23 protein-coding genes are annotated in these 20,003 nt (G+C 66.2%); 10 read left to right on the top strand and 13 right to left on the bottom strand.

Annotated elements, in window-relative coordinates:
- Positions 1 to 11 precede the first annotated feature (11 nt).
- The 6 genes from BYZ73_RS05580 to BYZ73_RS05605 form a co-directional block, all read right to left on the bottom strand.
- Positions 12 to 821 carry a ParA family protein gene (locus BYZ73_RS05580; RefSeq protein ID WP_112315212.1) on the bottom strand — a complete coding sequence of 270 codons (810 nt, stop codon included), beginning with the start codon at positions 819 to 821 and terminating at the stop codon, positions 12 to 14.
- Positions 814 to 1,434 (bottom strand): 16S rRNA (guanine(527)-N(7))-methyltransferase RsmG, encoded by a 621-nt coding sequence (rsmG, locus tag BYZ73_RS05585; protein ID WP_108025687.1) that lies wholly within the window; start codon positions 1,432 to 1,434, stop codon positions 814 to 816. The genes BYZ73_RS05580 and rsmG overlap by 8 nt, the downstream gene beginning before the upstream one ends.
- The gene (gene mnmG / locus BYZ73_RS05590; protein ID WP_112315213.1) at positions 1,431 to 3,296 is read right to left on the bottom strand and encodes a tRNA uridine-5-carboxymethylaminomethyl(34) synthesis enzyme MnmG; all 1,866 of its coding nucleotides are present in this window, start codon (positions 3,294 to 3,296) and stop codon (positions 1,431 to 1,433) included. Before mnmG ends, rsmG begins: the two co-directional genes overlap by 4 nt.
- Positions 3,297 to 3,308: 12 nt before the next feature.
- Positions 3,309 to 4,595, bottom strand: coding sequence for a tRNA uridine-5-carboxymethylaminomethyl(34) synthesis GTPase MnmE (gene mnmE, locus BYZ73_RS05595; RefSeq protein WP_112315214.1), 1,287 nt, complete (start codon positions 4,593 to 4,595; stop codon positions 3,309 to 3,311).
- Between the two features lie 24 nt (positions 4,596 to 4,619).
- A complete protein-coding gene (rho, locus tag BYZ73_RS05600; RefSeq protein WP_112315215.1) occupies positions 4,620 to 5,891 on the bottom strand; it encodes a transcription termination factor Rho in 1,272 nt (423 codons plus the stop codon).
- Between the two features lie 132 nt (positions 5,892 to 6,023).
- Positions 6,024 to 6,473 (bottom strand): CopD family protein, encoded by a 450-nt coding sequence (locus tag BYZ73_RS05605; RefSeq protein WP_112315216.1) that lies wholly within the window; start codon positions 6,471 to 6,473, stop codon positions 6,024 to 6,026.
- Positions 6,474 to 6,925: 452 nt separating this feature from the next.
- On the opposite strand from BYZ73_RS05605, the gene BYZ73_RS05610 reads away from it, so the two are divergent.
- The 4 genes from BYZ73_RS05610 to dnaQ are packed head-to-tail and all read left to right on the top strand — an operon-like array spanning position 6,926 to position 9,690.
- Positions 6,926 to 7,537: a Maf family protein gene (locus BYZ73_RS05610; protein ID WP_112315217.1), complete on the top strand. Its 612-nt coding sequence runs from the start codon at positions 6,926 to 6,928 to the stop codon at positions 7,535 to 7,537.
- Entirely contained in the window at positions 7,534 to 8,367 is an 834-nt protein-coding gene (locus tag BYZ73_RS05615; RefSeq protein WP_108025696.1) for a shikimate dehydrogenase, read from the top strand. Before BYZ73_RS05610 ends, BYZ73_RS05615 begins: the two co-directional genes overlap by 4 nt.
- Entirely contained in the window at positions 8,364 to 8,960 is a 597-nt protein-coding gene (gene coaE / locus BYZ73_RS05620; protein WP_112315218.1) for a dephospho-CoA kinase, read from the top strand. Before BYZ73_RS05615 ends, coaE begins: the two co-directional genes overlap by 4 nt.
- On the top strand, positions 8,953 to 9,690 hold the full coding sequence (dnaQ, locus tag BYZ73_RS05625; RefSeq protein ID WP_112315219.1) for a DNA polymerase III subunit epsilon: 738 nt from the start codon (positions 8,953 to 8,955) through the stop codon (positions 9,688 to 9,690). The genes coaE and dnaQ overlap by 8 nt, the downstream gene beginning before the upstream one ends.
- 6 nt (positions 9,691 to 9,696) lie before the next feature.
- On the opposite strand, the gene secB is transcribed toward dnaQ, so the two are convergent.
- The gene (gene secB, locus BYZ73_RS05630; protein WP_108025702.1) at positions 9,697 to 10,203 is read right to left on the bottom strand and encodes a protein-export chaperone SecB; all 507 of its coding nucleotides are present in this window, start codon (positions 10,201 to 10,203) and stop codon (positions 9,697 to 9,699) included.
- A 58-nt stretch (positions 10,204 to 10,261) separates the two neighbouring features.
- Positions 10,262 to 10,771, bottom strand: coding sequence for an FxsA family protein (locus tag BYZ73_RS05635; RefSeq protein WP_112315220.1), 510 nt, complete (start codon positions 10,769 to 10,771; stop codon positions 10,262 to 10,264).
- A 111-nt stretch (positions 10,772 to 10,882) separates the two neighbouring features.
- Here BYZ73_RS05635 and BYZ73_RS05640 point away from each other — a divergent pair, with 111 nt between their 5' ends.
- A complete protein-coding gene (locus BYZ73_RS05640; RefSeq protein ID WP_108025939.1) occupies positions 10,883 to 11,551 on the top strand; it encodes a Tim44/TimA family putative adaptor protein in 669 nt (222 codons plus the stop codon).
- A 41-nt stretch (positions 11,552 to 11,592) separates the two neighbouring features.
- On the opposite strand, the gene BYZ73_RS05645 is transcribed toward BYZ73_RS05640, so the two are convergent.
- A complete protein-coding gene (locus BYZ73_RS05645; protein WP_220086792.1) occupies positions 11,593 to 12,474 on the bottom strand; it encodes a LysR family transcriptional regulator in 882 nt (293 codons plus the stop codon).
- 168 nt (positions 12,475 to 12,642) lie between these two features.
- Here BYZ73_RS05645 and bla point away from each other — a divergent pair, with 168 nt between their 5' ends.
- A complete protein-coding gene (gene bla, locus BYZ73_RS05650; protein WP_112315221.1) occupies positions 12,643 to 13,539 on the top strand; it encodes a class A beta-lactamase in 897 nt (298 codons plus the stop codon).
- Positions 13,540 to 13,588: 49 nt separating this feature from the next.
- Here bla and efp read toward each other — a convergent pair whose 3' ends face one another.
- Positions 13,589 to 14,155, bottom strand: a complete 567-nt coding sequence (efp, locus tag BYZ73_RS05655; protein ID WP_075784130.1) for an elongation factor P — start codon at positions 14,153 to 14,155, stop codon at positions 13,589 to 13,591.
- 103 nt (positions 14,156 to 14,258) lie between these two features.
- Between efp and epmA the strand changes: the two genes are divergently transcribed.
- The 4 genes from epmA to BYZ73_RS05675 all read left to right on the top strand — a co-directional run bounded on the left by epmA (position 14,259) and on the right by BYZ73_RS05675 (position 17,645).
- A complete protein-coding gene (gene epmA / locus BYZ73_RS05660) occupies positions 14,259 to 15,296 on the top strand; it encodes an EF-P lysine aminoacylase EpmA (protein ID WP_112315222.1) in 1,038 nt (345 codons plus the stop codon).
- A 129-nt stretch (positions 15,297 to 15,425) separates the two neighbouring features.
- Positions 15,426 to 15,761 (top strand): hypothetical protein, encoded by a 336-nt coding sequence (locus BYZ73_RS05665; RefSeq protein ID WP_146176241.1) that lies wholly within the window; start codon positions 15,426 to 15,428, stop codon positions 15,759 to 15,761.
- 309 nt (positions 15,762 to 16,070) lie between these two features.
- Positions 16,071 to 17,069: a murein transglycosylase A gene (gene mltA, locus BYZ73_RS05670; RefSeq protein ID WP_112315307.1), complete on the top strand. Its 999-nt coding sequence runs from the start codon at positions 16,071 to 16,073 to the stop codon at positions 17,067 to 17,069.
- Between the two features lie 3 nt (positions 17,070 to 17,072).
- A complete protein-coding gene (locus tag BYZ73_RS05675) occupies positions 17,073 to 17,645 on the top strand; it encodes a Smr/MutS family protein (protein ID WP_112315223.1) in 573 nt (190 codons plus the stop codon).
- A gap of 6 nt (positions 17,646 to 17,651) precedes the next feature.
- Here the strand turns inward: BYZ73_RS05675 and hslU are convergent, their stop codons facing one another.
- From hslU to trxA, 3 genes are all read right to left on the bottom strand, one after another.
- Positions 17,652 to 18,965 carry an ATP-dependent protease ATPase subunit HslU gene (gene hslU, locus BYZ73_RS05680; RefSeq protein WP_108025714.1) on the bottom strand — a complete coding sequence of 438 codons (1,314 nt, stop codon included), beginning with the start codon at positions 18,963 to 18,965 and terminating at the stop codon, positions 17,652 to 17,654.
- Positions 18,962 to 19,522 (bottom strand): ATP-dependent protease subunit HslV, encoded by a 561-nt coding sequence (gene hslV, locus BYZ73_RS05685; RefSeq protein ID WP_108025716.1) that lies wholly within the window; start codon positions 19,520 to 19,522, stop codon positions 18,962 to 18,964. The genes hslU and hslV overlap by 4 nt, the downstream gene beginning before the upstream one ends.
- A 112-nt stretch (positions 19,523 to 19,634) precedes the next feature.
- Positions 19,635 to 19,955, bottom strand: coding sequence for a thioredoxin (trxA, locus tag BYZ73_RS05690; RefSeq protein ID WP_075784124.1), 321 nt, complete (start codon positions 19,953 to 19,955; stop codon positions 19,635 to 19,637).
- Between the last annotated feature and the right edge of the window lie 48 nt (positions 19,956 to 20,003).

A 20,003-nucleotide genomic window follows, 5' to 3' on the forward strand; every position in this document is an offset into this window, starting at 1 on the left:
TCCCCCCTGCCTCAGGCGCCCACCGGCACCTTCGGCTCCAGCATTTCCAGTGCCAGCGCCCGATAGGCCTCGGCCCCGCGCGAATTCGGGTCATAATCGAGCACCGGCATCGCGTAGGACGGCGCCTCGCTGACGCGCACGTTGCGCGGAATCACGGTCTGGAAGACCAGGTCGCCCAGATAGGCCCGCGCGTCGTTCTCGACCTGTTGCGACAGGTTGTTCCGCCGGTCGGCCATGGTCAGAACCACGCCCTCGATGCGAAGCGTCGGGTTTGCGGTCTGGCGCAACTCGCGGATGGTCAGCATCAGTTGTGACAGCCCTTCCAGCGCGAAAAATTCGCTTTGCAGAGGGACCAGCACCGAATGGGCCGCGACCATTGCGTTGACGGTCAGAAGGCTCAGCGCCGGCGGGCAATCGATCAGCACGAAATCGAACGCGAAGGCGTCAATTGCGGGCTGACGCAAGGCATCGTGCAGCAGAAAGCTGCGACGCTCGTTCGCCACCATTTCGATATCGGCCGAACTCAGATCCGTGGTCGACGGCGCGATATATAGCCTTTCAGACTTCGTCTTCACCAAGATCTCGGACAAAGGAGCATCGCCGAGGATCAGATCATAAGTGGTTCTGGCCCGCGCGTCTGGGTCGATTCCCAGTCCGGTCGAGGCATTTCCCTGCGGATCGATGTCGACAATCAGCACGGTCTTGCCAAGCTCGACCAAAGCCGCGGCCACATTGATGGCGGTGGTGGTCTTGCCTACCCCACCCTTCTGGTTTGCCACAGCGATGATTTTCGGCCCCTTGGGGCGCGTAGGATCAGACACGGGCGATGCCTCCGAGTTTCAGAACGACGGCCTGCGGATCGGTCTTGCTGGGATGGTTTTGAACGTCGAACCGCCAGGATGCAAGCGCCGCGTCGATCTCGTCGGCGAAACGCGCGCCCTTTGGGAAAAGTGCTGTGCCGCCGGGGGCAAGATGCCGCTCCGCGTAGTCCAGAAGGCGGGGCAAGGGCGCCAAAGCACGCGCCGACAGGACATCCGCACCCTGCGGCTCGGCCAATTCGATTCGCGTGTCGATCACGTTCGTTGTAGCAAGACCGAGATCCCGGCATACCGTACGGAGGAACGTCGCCTTTCGCTGATCGCTTTCAACCAGCGTCACGCGCAGATCCGAAACCGAATCAGCTGCGAGAATCGCAATCACAAGCCCCGGAAAGCCTGCGCCGCTTCCCAGATCGACCCAATGGCGAGCATCCGGCGGACAAAGCGCGAAAAGCTGCGCTGAATCGTCGAAATGCCGGGTCTGCAGATCATCCAGCGTCGAGCGCGCCACGAGGTTGATCGCGGGGTTCCACTTGCGCAAAAGCACGGCATAGGCGGACAGTCGCCCGGATGTTTCACGTGAAACATCGCCGGCCGCCGGGATGGACTCCCTCATGCGGACCGCCGTTCGATCTGCCGCAGCCGCGCAAGAATGAGCGTGGCCGCCGCCGGGGTCATGCCGTCGATTCGCCCGGCCTGGGCCAGCGTTTCGGGGCGAGCCCTTGAAAGCTTGCCCTTCAGTTCGGTCGACAGGCCCTCCAGTTGATCGTACGGGAAGTCCGACGGGATCTTCTGAGCCTCATCCCGACGCATCGCCTCTACATCTTGGGCCTGCCGGTCGATATAATGCGCATATAGTGCGTCGCGTGCCAGTTGCGTGCGAATCTCCTGATCGACATCCTCAAGCCCGGGATCGAGCGGAATCAGGTCTTCGAACGTCACATCCGGGAAGGCGAGAAGGTCGATGCCGTTTCGACGAGCGCCGTCCGCGTTGACCTTGATTCCGGCACTCGTGATCTGCTTCGGCGTCAGCGAGAGGGATTCGAGCCGGTCGCGCGCCGCGGTCAACCGCTCCATCTTGTCGCCAAAGGCGCTCCTGCGCGCTTCCCCCACGCAGCCAAGGTCAAGACCAACCGGCGTCAGCCGTTGATCGGCGTTGTCGGCGCGGAGCGAGAGACGGAATTCGGCCCGCGAGGTGAACATGCGATAGGGTTCGCTGACGCCACGCGTCACCAAATCGTCGATCATCACGCCGATATAGCTTGTCGTCCGCGTGAACGTCGCCGGCCCCTGCCCCGCCACCTGCAGCGCGGCGTTGAGCCCGGCGACCAGCCCCTGGGCGGCCGCCTCTTCATAGCCCGTCGTCCCGTTGATCTGCCCGGCGAGGAAGAGACCGGGCACCTCGCGCAATTCCAAAGACGCGCGCAGCGCACGCGGATCGACATAGTCGTACTCGATGGCATAGCCAGGCTGCAGGATACGTGCCGATTCGAGCCCCTCGATGGAGTGGACGTAAGCCTCCTGCACGTCCTCGGGCAGCGAGGTCGAAATGCCGTTCGGATAGACGGTCGGATCGTCGAGGCCCTCGGGCTCGAGAAATATCTGATGCGACCCCTTGTCGGCGAAGCGCACGACCTTGTCCTCGATAGAGGGGCAGTAGCGCGGGCCGACGCCTTCGATATGGCCGCCGTACATCGCAGAGCGCGACAGATTTTCCCTTATTATTTCATGCGTTTGCGAATTCGTATGCGTGATCCCGCAGGCAACTTGCCGAGCCTCGACCCCGTTCGACAGAAACGAAAACAACACCGGATCCTCATCGCCCGGCTGGCTATCGAGCCGGTCCCAGTCGATGGTCCTTCCGTCAAGGCGGGGCGGTGTGCCGGTCTTCAGCCGACCGAGTGGAAGGCCGAAACTGTCGATCCTTTCGGCCAGACGCACCGAGGGCCGGTCACCGATGCGGCCCCCGGGGCTTTGCCGGTCACCGATATGGATGACACCCCGCAGGAACGTCCCGGTCGTCAGAACCACGGCGCCCGCCGTGATCTCAACCCCGTCGGCCAGAACGATTCCCGCAATTCGGCCATCACGTTCGATCAGATCGGCGGCCTCGCCTTCGATGATCTCTAGACCGGGCGTGGCGGTCAGCATCGCTTGCACGGCCTCGCGGTACAATTTGCGGTCGGCCTGGGCGCGCGGACCTTGCACGGCAGGCCCCTTCCGGCGGTTGAGAAGACGAAACTGGATCCCGGCGCGGTCGGCCGCCCGCCCCATCAGCCCGTCAAGCGCATCCACCTCGCGTACCAAGTGACCTTTTCCAAGCCCGCCAATGGCCGGGTTGCAGGACATCACGCCGATCCCGTCGCGGCGGAGCGTCACGAGGGCCACCCGCGCGCCCAGACGGGCGGCGGCATGGGCCGCTTCGGCGCCGGCATGGCCGCCGCCAACCACGACGACATCGAAGCTGCAATGTTTCACGTGAAACACTCCTCACTTTCCCAGGCAGAAACGCGCGAAGATCTCGTCGAGCAGGGTTTCAACATCGATCCTGCCAAGCAGAGACTCAAGCGCCCGCGCTGCGCGACGGATATCCTCGGCCGCCAGCTCTGTCGAGCCCATGCCGTGAGATAGCTGATTCTGCGCCTCCGCGATAGCGCCTCGCGCGCGCCGCATCGCTTCGGCATGCCGTTCTCGCGTGGCCGTGACCGCACGCGAGGCCCGGCTGTTGAGGATGGCCGCGATCCTTTCCACCAGCTCGGCGACGCCCTGCCCGGTTCGGCCGGACACCCCGGTTGTCCCATCGCCCAGATCGGCCTTGCCCCGCAGCACAATGTCATCCGGACCCTGCGCCAGGCCCTCGGTCCGGCCGCTGTCGTCCAGCAGGAACACCCGAAGGTCGGCCGCAGTCGCCCGCTCGATGGCCCGCGCAATGCCGATGGTTTCCACGTCGTCGGCGCTGTCGCGCAGACCCGCGGTATCGAGAAATGTCACCGGAAGGCCGCGCAAATCCATCCGCACTTCGATCACGTCGCGCGTGGTGCCGGCGTGTTCAGAGGTGATTGCCGCCTCGCGGCCCGCCAAGTGGTTCAAAAGCGTGGATTTTCCTGCGTTCGGCGGCCCAACGATGGCGATCTCGAAGCCGTCGCGTATCCGCTCGGCCATCGCAACGCCCTCGATCTCTGTCTGAAGCGCGGTTGAAACCCCGGAAAGAAGGGCCGTGACCTCGGGAGTCACGTCGACCGGCACGTCCTCGTCGGCGAAATCAATCGTGGCCTCCAGCAACGCGGCCGCGCGGATGAGAGACTCGCGCCACAGCGCAACCTTTTCCCCCAAAGCGCCCGAAAGAACGCGCAGGGCCTGACGTCTCTGCGCCTCAGTCTCGGCCTCCAGCAGATCTCCCAGCCCCTCGACCTGCGCCAGATCCAGAACGCCGTTTTCCAGAGCGCGCCGGGTGAATTCTCCGGGCTCGGCCAGCCGCAGCCCATCCTGTTCGCCAAGGGCGCGCAACACGGCAGCAACGGTGGCGGGGCTGCCATGGCATTGAAGTTCAACGACATCCTCGCCGGTGAAGCTCGCGCCTTTCGCAAAGCACAGCACCAGCGCCTCGTCCAGCAGCACGCCTTCGGCATTCCTCAGCCGACGCAAGCCCGCCTGCCGAGGTGCGGGCAGCGACCCGGCCAGGGCGCGCGCGGCCGTCATGGCCCGCGGACCGGAAATGCGGATTACGGCGACGCCCGCCTTTCCGCGTGCCGTCGCCTGGGCGAAGATCGTGTCCAGGGATCACCTCCGGGCGAAGCCGCCTCAGGTGTTCATCGAATCGAAGAATTCCGAATTCGTCTTGGTCTGCTTGAGCTTGGAAATCAGGAACTCGATGGCATCGGTCGTGCCCATCGGGTTGAGGATCCGGCGCAGGACGAAGGTTTTCTGCAGATCGGACTTGTCGACCAGCAGATCCTCTTTCCGGGTGCCCGATTTGAGGATGTCCATCGCCGGGAAGACCCGCTTGTCGGCCACCTTCCGGTCGAGCACGATCTCGGAGTTGCCGGTGCCCTTGAATTCCTCGAAGATCACCTCGTCCATGCGCGAGCCGGTGTCGATCAGGGCGGTCGCGATGATGGTCAGCGACCCGCCCTCTTCGATGTTCCGCGCGGCACCGAAGAACCGTTTCGGCCGTTGCAGCGCGTTGGCGTCCACACCGCCGGTCAGCACCTTGCCCGAAGACGGCACGACGGTGTTATAGGCTCGCCCAAGTCTTGTGATCGAATCAAGAAGGATCACAACATCTCGTTTGTGTTCGACCAGGCGCTTGGCCTTTTCGATGACCATCTCGGCCACCGCGACGTGGCGCGTCGCCGGTTCGTCGAAGGTCGAGGAAATGACCTCGCCCTTCACAGACCGCTGCATGTCGGTGACCTCTTCGGGCCGTTCGTCGATCAGCAGGACGATCAGATAAGTCTCGGGGTGGTTGGTCTCGATCGAATGGGCGATGTTCTGCAGCAGGACCGTCTTGCCGGTCCGCGGCGGCGCGACGATCAGCGCGCGCTGACCCTTCCCGATCGGCGCCACCAGATCGATGATCCGGGCCGACCGGTCGCGGATCGTCGGGTCCTCGATTTCCATTTTCAGCCGCTCGTCCGGATAAAGCGGCGTCAGGTTGTCGAAGTTGATCTTGTGCCGGGCCTGCTCGGGGTCCTGGAAGTTGATCTTCGTGACCTTGGTGATCGCGAAGTAGCGCTCGTTCTCGCGCGGCGCCTGCATCACGCCCTCGACCGTGTCGCCGGTCCTGAGCGAATGCATGCGGATCATGTCGGGCGAGACATAGATGTCGTCCGGACCCGGCAGGTAGTTCGCCTCGGGCGAGCGCAGAAAGCCGAACCCGTCCTGCAGCACCTCAAGGACGCCATCGCCCGAGATTTCCCAACCTTCCTCTGCGCGCTCCTTGAGGATCGAGAACATCATCTCGCCCTTGCGCATCGTCGTGGCATTCTCGATCTCAAGCTCTTCCGCCATGGCAAGAAGATCCTTGGGGCTCTGGGCCTTGAGATCGGCGAGGTTCAGACAGTCTCGGGTCATGGGAGAGCTTTGCGGATGACGGCGCCGGGCAGGCTGCGCACACGTTATACGGGAATCCCCGGACCGGACGGCCCGAGTTAAGGACGCTGCATAGTCCGGTGCGGGCCCCGAGTCAACTCGGAGCAGACCGGCCTAGAACTTGACCACCACCGAAAACACGATGACCAGCATCAGAAGCGTCGGCACTTCGTTCATCATGCGGAAGGTCCGGCCAGTCCGGGTGTTGCGGCCCGCGATGAAATCCTTGCGCCGCGCCCCCAGCCACATGTGGAACCAGGTCATCGCAATGACACAGACCCCCTTGGTATAGGGCCAGATCGAGTCCCAGTATACCACATTTGGTGTAAGCACCAAAGCCAACCCGAAGACCCAGACCGCGATGATCGAAGGGTTCATGATGTAGCGGTAAAGCTTCATCTCCATGACCTGAAACAGCGCGTCCGTCTCGTGGCCCGGGGTCACCTTCTCGGTGTGATAGACGAAGATCCTTGGCAGATAGAACAACCCGGCCATCCAGGTCAGCACCGCAATGATGTGGAGCGACTTGGTCCACGGATACATGTTGGCCAGAAATTCCGACATTGTCTGCCTCGCTACGCTCGGTCGCCTACCGCGCCTCTTCTAGAGCAATAGGAAAAGAAAAGAAAAGATGATGTTTTTGTAGGGCCTGTGGACGGTGTGGATTACCTGTCCCTCCCCGGCTTCATCCACAGTTCCCGAGCCTGTGGAAGAAAGTGAAGATAACTCGTCACGATTTCTGCGAAAATCCTGCAACGATAAGCAATAAAAGGAGATTTTTGTCCTCATCTGTCCTTCCTGCCTGTGGATAACTTCTGTGTATCTTGAGCGCGACGATTCGCTAACAGGCGGCGTCGGCGATCATCCACGGTGGATTTGGACAGCCGGATTCTTGACATTTCCCCATCCGACCGGCACCCCAGCAGGCAGGCACCACTTATCCTGAAACCGTGCGACCGTCTCTCCTGGGTTTATCCACAGGGTTGCCCCGAATGCCCGAACCAATGTCCCGACCGATGCCCGAACCGACATCCGACCGCGTGATCCTCGCCTCCGGCTCGTCCATCCGCCGCCAGCTTCTGACCCGGGCGGGGCTTGTCTTCGAAACCGTGCCCGCGCGCGTCGACGAAGACGCGATCCGTGCCGCGATGGAGGCCGAGGGCGCCGGGCCGGGCGACATCGCCGAGGAACTGGCGGCCTTCAAGGCCAAGCGGGTGGCCGAAAAGCACCCCGGTACCCTGGTGATCGGCTGCGACCAGGTGCTGGCCCATCGCGGCAAGGTGCTGGCCAAGGCCGAAACCCGCGAGGCGGTGCGCCAGCAGCTGCGCAGCCTGCGCGGCGGCAAGCATCAGCTTCTGTCGGCGGTGGTGGTCTATGACGACATGCGCCCGCTTTGGCGCCATGTCGGCGAGGTCTCGCTGACGATGCGGCCGTTTTCCGACCGCTACCTGGACGAGTATCTTGACCGCAACTGGCCCGCCGTGCGCGATGCGGTGGGCGGCTACAAGCTGGAAGAAGAAGGCGTGCGTCTGTTTTCTACCATCGAGGGTGACTATTTTGATGTTCTGGGTTTGCCCTTGCTACCGCTGCTGACCTTCCTGACGACCCGAGGAGTTTTGATGGCATGAGTGACAAGATCCCCCTGGCCGGTGTCATCGGCTCTCCCATCGCGCATTCGAAATCGCCCCTGCTGCACCGCCACTGGCTGGAACGCTACGGCATTCGCGGATTCTACATTCCGATGGATGTGGCCCATGCCGACCTGAAGCAGGTGCTCGAGGCGCTGCCGCGCATGGGATTCGTGGGCATCAACGTCACGATTCCGCACAAGGAAACCATCCTCAGCCTTGCCGATTCCGTGTCGGACCGCGCCGCCCTGATCGGGTCGGCCAACACGCTGATCTTCCGCGCCGACGGCAAGGTTTATGCCGACAATACCGACGGGATCGGCTTCATCGAGAACCTGCGTCAGGGCGCCCCGGGCTGGGACCCGACCGCTGGACCCGCCGCCGTGCTGGGCGCGGGCGGTGCCGCGCGGGCGGTGGTGGCCGCGCTGTCGGAACAGGGCGTGCGCGAAATCCGCGTCTCGAACCGCACCCGGTCGCGCGCCGAGGCGCTGCGGGCCGAGTTCGGCCCCAAGATCGTGGTACATGACTGGGTGCAGGCGGCGGCGATGATCGACGGCGCCGCGACGGTGGTGAACACCACTTCGCTGGGCATGGTCGGCAAGGCCGAGTTCAAGGTGCCGCTCGACGCGCTTTCGCCCGATGCGGTGGTCAGCGACCTGGTCTATGTGCCGCTGGAAACGGCTTTCCTGCGCGAGGCGCGGGCGCGTGGCTGTGTCGCTGTCGACGGGCTGGGGATGCTGCTGCATCAGGCCGCGCCGGGCTTCGAGCGCTGGTTTGGCCGCCGTCCCGAGGTCGACGAGGCCGCCCGCGCGGTTCTTCTGGACGCATGAGTCGGCCGTTTCTTCTGGGCCTGACCGGGTCCATCGGCATGGGCAAGTCGACCACCGCCGCACTGTTTCGCGAGCGGGCCGTGCCGGTCTGGGATGCCGATGCCGCCGTGCACGGCCTTTATGCCGAGGGCGGCGCCGCGGTTGGACCCATCGGCGGCCTTTGCCCCGAGGCGGTCCGCCGGGGCGCGGTCGACCGTGCGGCGCTGAAGGACTGGATCGCCCGCGAGCCCGAGGCGCTGATGCGGATCGAGGCCGTGGTGCATCCGCTGGTCGCGGCCGACCGTCAGGCCTTCATCGACCGGCACCGCGACGCGCCGCTTCTGGTGCTGGACATCCCGCTTCTGTTCGAGACCGGGGCCGATAAATGGCTCGACGCGGTGCTGGTGGTGACCGCGACGCCGGAGGTTCAGCGCGCCCGGGTGCTGGACCGTCCGGGCATGACCGAGGCGCAGCTGGACGCCATCCTGGCCCGCCAGATGCCCGATGCCGAAAAACGCGCCCGCGCCGATCATGTGATCGAGACGCTGACGCTTGACCGCGCCCGGGCAGAGGTCGTGGCGCTGATCGAAAAGCTGGGGGCCGCCGATGCGTGAGATCGTTCTCGACACCGAAACCACGGGCTTCGAGCCCGAAACCGGCGACCGGATCGTCGAGATCGGCGCCGTCGCGCTCTGGAACCATCTGCCCACCGGCGAGACGTTTCACGTCTATATCAACCCCGGCCGCGACATGCCGGACGAAGCCTTCGGTGTGCACGGGATCGGGCCCGATATTCTGGCCAACCCGCGTCCGGCCAAGCCCGGCGAGGTCACCCTGCGCGACAAGCCGCCGTTTTCCGAGGTCGGGCAGAAATTCCTCGATTTCGTGCAGGATTCGAAACTGGTGATCCATAATGCCAGCTTCGACATGAAGTTCCTGAATGCCGAGCTTGGTTGGCTGGGCCTGCCCAAACTGCCGATGAGCCAGGCGATCGACACGCTGGCCATGGCGCGCAAGAAATTTCCGGGTTCGCCCGCGACGCTGGACGCGCTCTGCCGTCGCTTCGGCATCGACAACACGATGCGCGAAAAGCACGGCGCGCTGCTCGATTCCGAGATCCTGGCCGAGGTCTATCTGGAACTGATCGGCGGCCGACAGCCCGATTTCATGCTGGCCACCCGGTCCCGGGCCACGGGCGGCGGGTCCGAGGCCGAGGCGGCGGCCTGGCGTCCGCGTCCGCGGCCGACCCCCCTGCCCCCGCGCCTGACAGACGAAGAAGCCGCCGCCCATCGGGCCTTTGTTCAGGCGATGGGCGACGGCGCGCTTTGGAAAACCTACGACTGAGCAGGCTCAGGCGGTGCCGCTCGGCGTCTGTTCGTTCTGAACGGCGGCGGCGCGGCGCGCGATTTCCTGACGGTACAGCGCCACGAAATCGACCGGCTCGAGGTTCAGCGACGGGAAGCCGCCGTCACGCGTCACGTCCGACACGATGCGCCGCACGAAGGGGAACAGCATCCGCGGGCATTCGATCAGCAGGAAGGGATGCAGCTGGTCCTCGGGCACGTTCTCGATATGGAAGAGCCCGGCATAGTCCAGTTCCATCAGGAAAAGCTGGCTTTGGTCGGCCTTGTTCTTCGACGAGACGGTGAACTTGGTGATGATCTCGTATTGATGCTCGGCCGGACGCTTGCGCGCGTCGAGCGCGACCTGCACCGTCACGTCGGGCGTCACCTCGCCCGAGGCGCCCTTCTGGACCAGAATGTTCTCGAAGGACATGTCCCGGATATACTGGCCCAGGATCTGCATTCTCACTTGCGGCTGCTGCGCGGCGGCGCCGTTGCCCTCGGTCTCGCTCATGGCGTGCTCCTGCGAAGGGTTGCGTTGCGCCTTCGCTTAGCAGGTCGGCCCCCGTCGCTCAATGCCGCGTCCAGCCCGAAGGCGACAGCGAGCCGCGGTCTTCCGGAACGTCTTGCGATGACAGGTCCTCGAAATCGCCGTCGATGATGTCTTCGCGGGCCGGGCGCGGCCGGGCATGGGCCGTGCCGCCGCGCGGCGGGGCGCCGAAGCCCACCGATTGCACCACCACGCGTTTGGACAGCCAGCGATAGGCCGCCGCACGAACCGGCGGGATCAGCAGCAGAAGACCCATCGTGTCGGTGAAGAAGCCCGGCGTCAGCAGCATCGCCCCGGCAAAAAGGATCATCGCGCCATGGGCCAGGGGCTCGGTCGGGTCGCGCAGCTCGTTGAACGAACTGCGCACCTGCGACAGCGCCAGCGCGCCCTGCTGGCGCATCAGCCAGGTGCCCGCCACGGCGGTCGCCAGCACGATGCCCAGCGTGGGCCACAGCCCGATCAGCCCGCCCACCTGGATGAAAAGCGCGATTTCGATCAGCGGGATCGACAGGAACAGCAGGAAAAGCCACATTGCATCACCTCATTCTGCTTCGGGCGGCCCGGTGGACTTGATCGAAGGCGTGCCTTACATATGTGCGGTAACGCTTCGATACAAACGCTTCCCGCGACCCGCGAGGTTTTCATGAGCTCTGCCATCATCCAGCTTCTGGTTCTTGCGGGGATCGCCGTGTTCCTGATCCTGCGGCTTCGGTCAGTCCTCGGCACGCGCGAAGGGTTTGAAAAGCCGCCCGTGCAGATGCCCGATCCCGCGGCGCGCCGGGCCGACAACCGCCGGTCCTTCGAGGTGATCGAGGGCGGTCCCGATACCGACATCACCGATCATGTCGAGGATGGCAGCCCGGCCGCGAAGGCGCTGGCGGCGATGAAGCTGGCCGAACCGGGCTTTTCGGTCGGCGAATTCCTCCATGGTGCGCGCGGCGCCTATGAGATGATCCTGATGGCCTTCGAGCATGGCACCATCGAGGATGTAGCGGCGTTTCTGGCTCCCGATGTCCGCGACAGCTTTGCCGAGGTGATCCGGCTTCGCGAGGAACAGGGGCTGTCGGTCGATGCCAATTTCGTCGGCGTGCGCGAGCTGTCGCTGAAGGATGCGACCTATGACCGCGACACCGGCGAGGCCGAACTGATGGTGCGGTTCGTTGGCGAACTGACCTCTGTCGTGCGCAACGAGGCGGGCGAGATCGTCGAGGGCAGCCCGAGCGAAATCAAGCGTCAGCGCGATGTGTGGACCTTTGCCCGCGTGATGGGCTCGGACGATCCGAACTGGCAGCTCGTCGCGACCGACGAGTGACGCGCCACGCCCCGCTGCGGCGGCACGCCTAAAGGGCCCCCTCATTCCCCGTTCAGCGCCTCGGCCTTCAGCCAGGCGGCAAAGCAGGTCATTTCCGGCGTCAGCGCCCGGTCTGCCGGATAGGTCAGGTAATAGCGCCCGGCGGGCAGCTCGACCGCGAAGGGCTGGACCAGCGTGCCCGCCGCGATCTGCCGCGCGAACATCGGCACCGGCAACAGCGCCACGCCCGCGCTTTCGGCCGCCAGATCGGCCAGCGCGATCGAGGAATCGAAGACCGGGCCGGTCAGCGGCGGACAGGGATGGCCTGCGGCGGCGAACCAGCGCGGCCACTCGTCGCTGCGATGGCTGCGCAGCAGCGGCGCGCGCGCCAGATCGGCCGGGCTTTTCAGGCGCGCCGCCAGACCGGGCGCGCAAAGCGGCGCCAGCGGGGCCTCGACCAGCGGCTCGGCTGCGATCCCGGTCCAGAGCCCGCTGCCGAAGCGGATCGCCATGTCGAGCCCCTCGCGCAGGATCTCGACCCGGTTGTTGTTGGTCGAGATCCGCAGGTCGATCCGGGGATGCGCCCGGGTGAAGGCGGGCAGGCGCGGCATCAGCCAGCCAAGCGCGAAGGTCGTGACCACGCCCACCTTCAGCACCTCGATATGGTGCCGCCCCGCGATCCGGTCCAGCGCCCGCGCCATCGCGTCGAACCCCTGTTCCAGCACCGGAAACAGCATTCGCCCCTCGTCGGTCGGCACCAGCCCGCCGGGCGTGCGCAGCAACAGCGCGGTGCCCAGCAGATCCTCGAGCCGCGCGATCTGATGGCTGACCGCTGCCTGTGTCACCCGTAGTTCGACGGCCGCCCGGGTAAAGCTGCCCTGCCGCACCGCGACTTCGAAGACGCGCAGGGCGTTCAGCGGAATGTCGGGCCGGTCCATCGCCATTACCTCAGCTCATGCGGCGCGTGACGATTTCTCGTTGGTCCCGGACGGGGCGCCTCGCTATCAGATCTACAGGACAACGCGCGCTGTCTGAACATCCTCGATCCCCATGACCGGCCCTTTCGGGCCCGGACCCGGCCCGCCGGTCGCAGCCAAGGAGTGTCCTTCGCGATGTCCTATCCTCTTCGACTGCCCCGCCTTCTGGCGGGACTTGCCCTCGGCCTTGCGCTGTGCGGCTCCGCCCTTGCCCGCACTGCGGAAGACGACGCGGCCCGGGCCCTGGCCGACACCATTGCCCGGCTTGAAACCGCCCTGCCCGCGCGGATCGGCGTCGCGATCCGCGACAGCGGGTCCGACTGGGGCTGGAGCCACCGCGACTCCGAACGGTTCCTGATGGCCAGCACCTTCAAGTCGGTGCTGTGCGGCGCCGTGCTCGATCGCGCCGACCGGGGGCTGCTGTCGCTGGGCGATGCGGTGGCGATCCCGCCCGAGGCGATCCTTGACTATGCCCCGGTGGCCGAGACCCATGTCGGCGGGACGATGACGCTTGGCGATCTCTGCCTCGCCGCTCTCGACATGAGCGACAACACCGCCGCCAATCTGCTGATCGACCGGCTGGGCGGCCCGCAGGAGGTGACGGCCTTCCTGCGCCGGATCGGCGATCCGGTGACGCGGCTCGACCGCACCGAACCCGGCCTGAACCTGTTCGACCCGGCCGATCCGCGCGACACCACCAGCCCCGCGGCGATGGCGGCGACCTGGCAGAGGCTGTTGCTGGGGGATGTGCTGTCGCCCGCCTCTCGGGCCCGCCTTGCGGACTGGATGAGCCATGGCTCGGTCACCGCGTCCCTGATCCGTGCCAGTACGCCGCCGGACTGGACGGTCTCGGACAAGTCGGGCGGCGGCAGGGACTATACCCGCAATCTGGTGGCGATGATCCAGGCCCCGGGCCGGGCGCCGGTCATCGTGGCGATCTATCTGTCCGATTGTCCCGCCGACTGGGCCACGCGCAACGCCGCTGTGGCCGAGATCGGAGCGGCGGTGATCGCGCTTCTGAAGACGCGCTAGGCGTCCTCGGGTCCGGCCGCGCGGCAGGCGGCCGGACATCCCGCCCGCATCAGTCCTTCGAGCGTTCGACGTAGGTGTTGTCGGCGGTGTTGATCACGATCCGGGTGCCGACATCGATATGGGGGGGCACCATCACCCGCACGCCGATATCGGTCATGGCGGGCTTGTAGCTCGACGAGGCGGTCTGCCCCTTCACCACCGGTTCTGTCTCGGCGACCTCGACGACCATCTTCTGCGGCAGTTCGATCGAGATCGGGTTGCCCTCGAAGGTCTGCAGGAAAACCCGCATCCCCGGCTGCAGGTAGGCCGCCGAGTCGCCGACCACGTCGGGATGCGCCGCCACCTGGTCGAAGCTCTCGGGGTTCATGAAGTGGAACCCTTCCGCGTCGTCGTAAAGGAAGTCGTATTCGCGCTCGTCGACATTGGCCTTTTCCACCTGTTCGGTGGTCTTCCAGCGCTCGGTGGTCTTCACGCCGTCCGAAATCCGGCGCATGTCGACCGACGTGGTGGGCGTGCCCTTGCCGGGATGGAAGTTCTCGGCCTTGAGAACGACGTAGAGCTGGCCATCCTTTTCGACGACGTTGCCCTTGCGGAGCGAGGAGGCGATGACTTTCACGGGGGTTTCCTTGTGGACGGTCTTGCTGCGGTATATCCGGCTGATCGGACACGGCCCTAGCCGAACTTGGCGCGAAATTCCAGAAGAAAGAAAGGCGCAGCGCATGACCGACACGCCCTGGTGGACCCCGACCCGGCATGCCGACCGCCGCCCGGCGCTGTTGGCGCGCAACCGCGTGCAGGCCGCGATCCGGGGTTGGCTGGCGGATCAGGATTTCGTCGAGGTCGACCCGCCGGCGCTGGTCATCAGCCCCGGCAACGAGGCGCATCTGCATGCCTTCGCGACCGAAGCCATCGGCACGGACGGGGGGACGCGGCGGATGTATCTGCACACCTCACCCGAATTCGCGATGAAGAAGCTGCTGGCCGCGGGCGAAACCCGGATCGCGGCCTTCGCCCATGTCTGGCGCAACCGGGAATGCGGGCCGCGCCACAGCCTCGAATTCACCATGCTGGAATGGTATCGCGCGGGTGAGGATTACACCCGGCTGATGGAGGACACCGCCCGGATGCTGCAACTGGCCTGCGAGGCGGCGGGCACAAGGCGGCTTTGCCATGACGGGCAGAACTGCGACCCCTTCGCGCCTGTCGAGCGGCTGTCGGTGGCGCAGGCCTTTGCCGATCATGCCGGGATCGACCTTCTGGCGACGCTTGCGCCCGGGGGCGGCACCGACCGCGACGGGCTTGCCGCCCAGACCGCTGCTGCCGGCATCGCCTTTGGCGCGGAGGACAGCTGGTCGGACATCTTCAGCCGGGTTCTGGTCGAGAGGATCGAGCCGCATCTGGGGCGCGGCCGGATCACCGTGCTCGACCGCTATCCGGCCGCCGAGGCGGCGCTGGCGCGGGCCTGCGCTGACGACCCGCGCGAGGCCGAGCGGTTCGAGGTCTATGCCTGCGGGGTCGAACTGGCCAATGGCTTCGGCGAGCTGACCGACCCCGCCGAACAGCGCCGCCGTTTCGAGGCCGAGATGGACGAGAAAGAGCGCGTCTATGGCGAGCGCTATCCGCTGGACGAGGATTTTCTTGCGGCGCTGGCGCTGATGCCGCCCGCCTCGGGCATCGCGCTTGGCTTTGACCGGCTGGCGATGCTGGCCACGGCCGCGCCGCGGATCGAGGACGTGCTCTGGGCTCCGGTGTCCTGACCCTCTCCGCTCGGTGCCGCGGTTCCAAACGCTGCGTCAAATTTTCTCCCGGCGCGAAACGGCTGGCCTTTTCATTCCGGGAAGCTATTCACCCTTTCGTGATGAGTTCCATTTTTTGAGGTCGCTGCAGTGAAATTTCGTTTCGTCGGACTGTTGTCCTGTGCCCTGGTCTTGTCGGTTTCCGCCTGTGCCAAACGCCCCGACGCCATCGCCCCCGCCCCGATGCCCGCCGGTATGTACGACAAGATGAGCTGCGCGAAGGCGCGCGACGAGCTGATGAAGGTCAATGCCGAGGTCGAAGAGTTGTCGCGCAAGCAATCGGGAGCCGCGACGGCCGATGCGATCGGCGTCTTCCTGATCCTGGTGCCGATGTCGACCCTTTCGGGCGGCGACAAGGCGGGCGATCTCGCGGCCGCCAAGGGCCGGAAACTGGCGCTGGAAGCGCGGCTCGAAAACTGCCGCTGACCGGCCGCCCGGCCCGGCGGGACTGCGGCCTGCCGGGTCAGCCTGTCTTTCGATCATTCCGCCGATCCGGGCCGGTTTCGGCACATCCGGTCTGGGACCGGGCGGCGTTTGGCGCTATCACGGGGCTTGGCCCCGACCTGCGCCCGGGGCGCGCGCCTGCGCCCGGCCGGACCCGGGTCGGGCGGAACGCGGCGCAGCGGATCGCGACAACAGGGCCCCGTGGAAAAGCGCAGCGCATCACCCTCCCCGACCGGCGACGCGGCGCCGACGCGCGCGCTTCGCGGCTTCGGGGCCGCGATCTGTCTGGCGATGGCCCTGGGCGGCGCCGGCCCGGGCACGGCGGCGCCGTCGGTCGAGATGCTCTCCTTTGCCGATCTCAAGGGCTGGGACACCGACAACCATGCCCAGGCGCTGGCCGCTTTCCGCGAAACCTGCCCCGACCTGCCAGATCCGCCCTGGACCGCGCTTTGTGCCCTGTCCGAACGGCAATCGAGCGCCCGGAGCTTCTTCGAGCTGTTTTTCCGGCCGGTCCTGATCGGCGGCGACAACCCGGCGCTGTTCACCGGCTATTTCGAGCCCGTGCTCAAGGCCGCCCGCGCCCCAGATGCCCGCTTTCGGTATCCGATCTACCGCCTGCCGCCCGACCTTCCCGCCGACCGGCCCTGGTTCTCGCGCCGCGAGATCACCGAAGGCGGGGTGCTTGACGGGCGCGGGCTGGAAATCGCCTGGCTTGAAGACCCGGTCGATGTGTTCTTTCTTCAGGTGCAGGGATCGGGTCGGCTGACCCTGCCCGACGGTGCCCTGCTGCGCGTCGGCTATGGCGGCAAGAACGGCCACGACTACCGCTCGATCGGCAAGGAGCTGGTCCGGCGCGGGGTCTATGAGGCGCATCAGGTCTCGGCCCGGGTGATCCGCGCCTGGGTCCGGCGCCATCCCGACGCGGGGGCGGACCTTCTTCTGCACAACCCGTCCTTTGTCTTCTTCCGCGAACTTGACGCGCTGCCGCCGGGCAAGGGGCCGCTCGGGGCGATGAACCGGCCGGTCACGCCGATGCGCAGCCTTGCGGTCGACCCCGCCTACGTGCCGCTGGGCGCGCCGGTCTGGATCGAAAAGGGCGGGCGGCATCCCTTGCACCGGCTGATGGTCGCGCAGGACACCGGCTCGGCGATCAAGGGGGCGCAGCGAGCCGACATCTTCTATGGCACCGGCGCGGGTGCCGGGCGGCTGGCGGGCGAGGTGCGCGATCCGGGCCGGATGGTGGTGCTGCTGCCGATCGACCTGGCGCTTGCGCTCTTGCCCGGAGGCTGAGCCTTGCGTCGTCGCCGCCTCAGCCGCGAGGACCGCGCAGTTTGGGACGAGGTCGCGCGCCGGGTTCGCCCGATGCGCGAAGCAGCCCCCGACCCTGTGCCCGACACGGCACCGCCCGCGCCGGTCCCCGCCCCGCCGCTCAAGGCAGCGGCGGCGCCGCTGGCACCGTTCCGGCTGGGCGCGAAGGCGCCCTCCCCGGCCGCCGCGCCCGACCCGGCCCCGGCCGCGATCCGCATGGACCGCAAGGCGTTTTTGCGGATGAAGGGCGGCAAGCTCGACCCCGAGGCGCGGATCGACCTGCATGGCATGACGCTCGCCGAGGCGCATCCGGCGCTGATCGGGTTCATCCTGCGCAGCCAGGCCGAGGGGCGGCGTCTGGTTCTGGTGATTACCGGCAAGGGGCGCGGCACGGAATGGGAGCCGGCCTTTGCCGACCGGCGCGGGGTCTTGCGGCGGCAGGTGCCGCACTGGCTGCAGCAAGCGCCGCTGACCGGCGCGGTGCTGCAGGTCACGCCTGCCCACCGCAAGCATGGCGGCGAGGGCGCCTTCTACGTCTATCTGCGGCGCCCCCGCTAGGCGGGATCAGAGGATATAGCGGGTCATGTCGGCTGATCTGGTCAACTCGCCCAGGTTCTTCTCGACGAAATCCGCATCGACCCGCACGCTGTCGCCGCCCCGGTCGGGCGCGGTGAAGCTGAGTTCCTCGAAGACCCGTTCCATCACCGTGTAAAGCCGCCGCGCGCCGATATTCTCGACGCTCTCATTGACCTCGGCTGCGACCTTGGCCAGCGCCGCGATGCCGTCTTCGGTGAACTCGACGGCGACATTCTCGGTACCCATCAGCGCGGTGTATTGCCGGGTCAGGGCGTTGTCGGTCTCGGTCAGGATGCGGACGAAATCGCCCTCGGTCAGTGCGCGCAGTTCCACCCGGATGGGCAAGCGGCCCTGCAATTCGGGCAGCAGGTCCGAAGGCTTGGCGATATGGAACGCACCCGAGGCGATGAAGAGGATATGGTCGGTCTTCACCGGCCCGTATTTGGTCGAAACGGTCGTGCCCTCGATCAACGGCAAGAGGTCGCGCTGCACGCCCTCGCGGCTGACATCGGCGCCGCGCATGTCGGACCGGGCGCAGACCTTGTCGATCTCGTCGAGGAAGACGATGCCGTTTTCCTGCACCGCCTCCAGCGCGGTCCGGTTCACCGTCTCATCGTCCAGCAGCTTGTCGGCCTCTTCCGAAATCAGGATCTCGTAGCTCTCGGCGACGGTCATCCGCTTCTTGACGGTGCGCCCGCCGAAGGCCTTGCCGAAGAGATCGCCCAGCGACATCATCCCCTGCTGTCCCTGCCCCGGCGCCATGCCCGGAAGCTCCATCCCCTGCAGGGGGTTCGAGGTGTCCGCGATCTCGAGCTCGATCATGGTGTCGTCAAGCTCGCCCTTCTTCAGCTTGGTGCGGAACATCTCGCGGGTCTGCTGGCGCGCGTCCGATCCGGCGATGGCGGCGATCACCCGGTCCTCGGCGGCCTTGTAGGCGGCGGCCTTGACGTCCTCGCGCATCCAGTCGCGGGTCTGCACCAGCGCGATATCGACCAGATCGCGCACGATCTGTTCCACGTCGCGCCCGACATAGCCGACTTCGGTGAACTTGGTCGCCTCGACCTTGATGAAGGGCGCCCGGGCCAGCCTGGCCAGACGGCGCGAGATCTCGGTCTTGCCGACGCCGGTCGGGCCGATCATCAGGATGTTCTTGGGATAGACCTCCTCGCGGAGGTCGTCGGCCAGCTGCTTGCGCCGCCAGCGGTTTCGCAGCGCGACCGCGACCGCGCGCTTGGCATCGCTCTGGCCGATGATGAACCGGTCGAGTTCCGAGACGATTTCGCGGGGGGTCAGGTCGGTCATCGGGAAATGGTCTCCACCGTCAGGTTGCCGTTCGTGTAGACGCAGATATCGGCCGCGATCGCCATCGCCCTGCGGGCGACGTCTTCGGCCGAAAGCTCGGTATTTTCCATCAGCCCCCGGGCCGCGGCCAGCGCGTAGTTGCCGCCCGATCCGATGGCGGCCACGTCGAATTCGGGGGCAAGCACGTCGCCCGCGCCGGTGATCACGTAAAGCTCGGCCCCGTCGCTGACGATCAGCATGGCCTCGAGCTTCTGCAGGTACTTGTCGGTGCGCCAGTCCTTGGCCAGCTCGACCGCGGCGCGCTGAAGCTGGCCCGGGGTTGCCTGCAGCTTGGCCTCCAGCCGTTCCAAGAGTGTGAAGGCATCGGCCGTCGATCCGGCGAACCCCGCGACGACATCATAGCCGCCGGGCGACAGGCGGCGCACCTTTCGGGCGGTGCCCTTGATGACGGTCTGGCCCAGGCTGACCTGACCGTCGCCGGCGATCACCACCTGTCCGCCGCGGCGGACGCCGATGATGGTGGTCCCGTGCCATCCGGGAAACTCGGTTTTCGACATGCCGTTCTCCTGCGATTTCCGGGTCCGATATATGCGCGCGATGCTGCCCCACAAGCCGGGCACGAAAAAGGGGCGCCGGGGCGCCCCTTTGTCTCAGTCGGGATCTGGCGGATCAGACCGACTCGTGGATCCAGTTCTGCAGCGCGGCCTTGGGCGCGGCGCCGATCTTGCTGGAAATGACTTGCCCGTCCTTGAACAGGAAGAGCGCAGGGATGCCGCGTACGCCCAGCTGGGCCGGGCTGGTCGGGTTGTCGTCGACATTGACCTTGACGATCTTCACCTTGCCTTCCAGCTCGACCGACAGCTCTTCCAGGGCCGGGCCGATCTGCTTGCAGGGGCCGCACCATTCGGCCCAGAAATCGACGACGACGGGAATGTCGGACTGGCGCACCTCGGCGTCGAAGGTGTCGTCCGTGACGGCATGGGTGGGCATCTGGGTCTCTCCTTGGAACCTGGGATCGAGGCCGGAAGGTAAGGACCG

Origin of the sequence: Rhodovulum viride, assembly GCF_003265965.1 — a bacterium.
In the GTDB taxonomy this organism is placed as follows: domain Bacteria; phylum Pseudomonadota; class Alphaproteobacteria; order Rhodobacterales; family Rhodobacteraceae; genus Rhodovulum; species Rhodovulum kholense.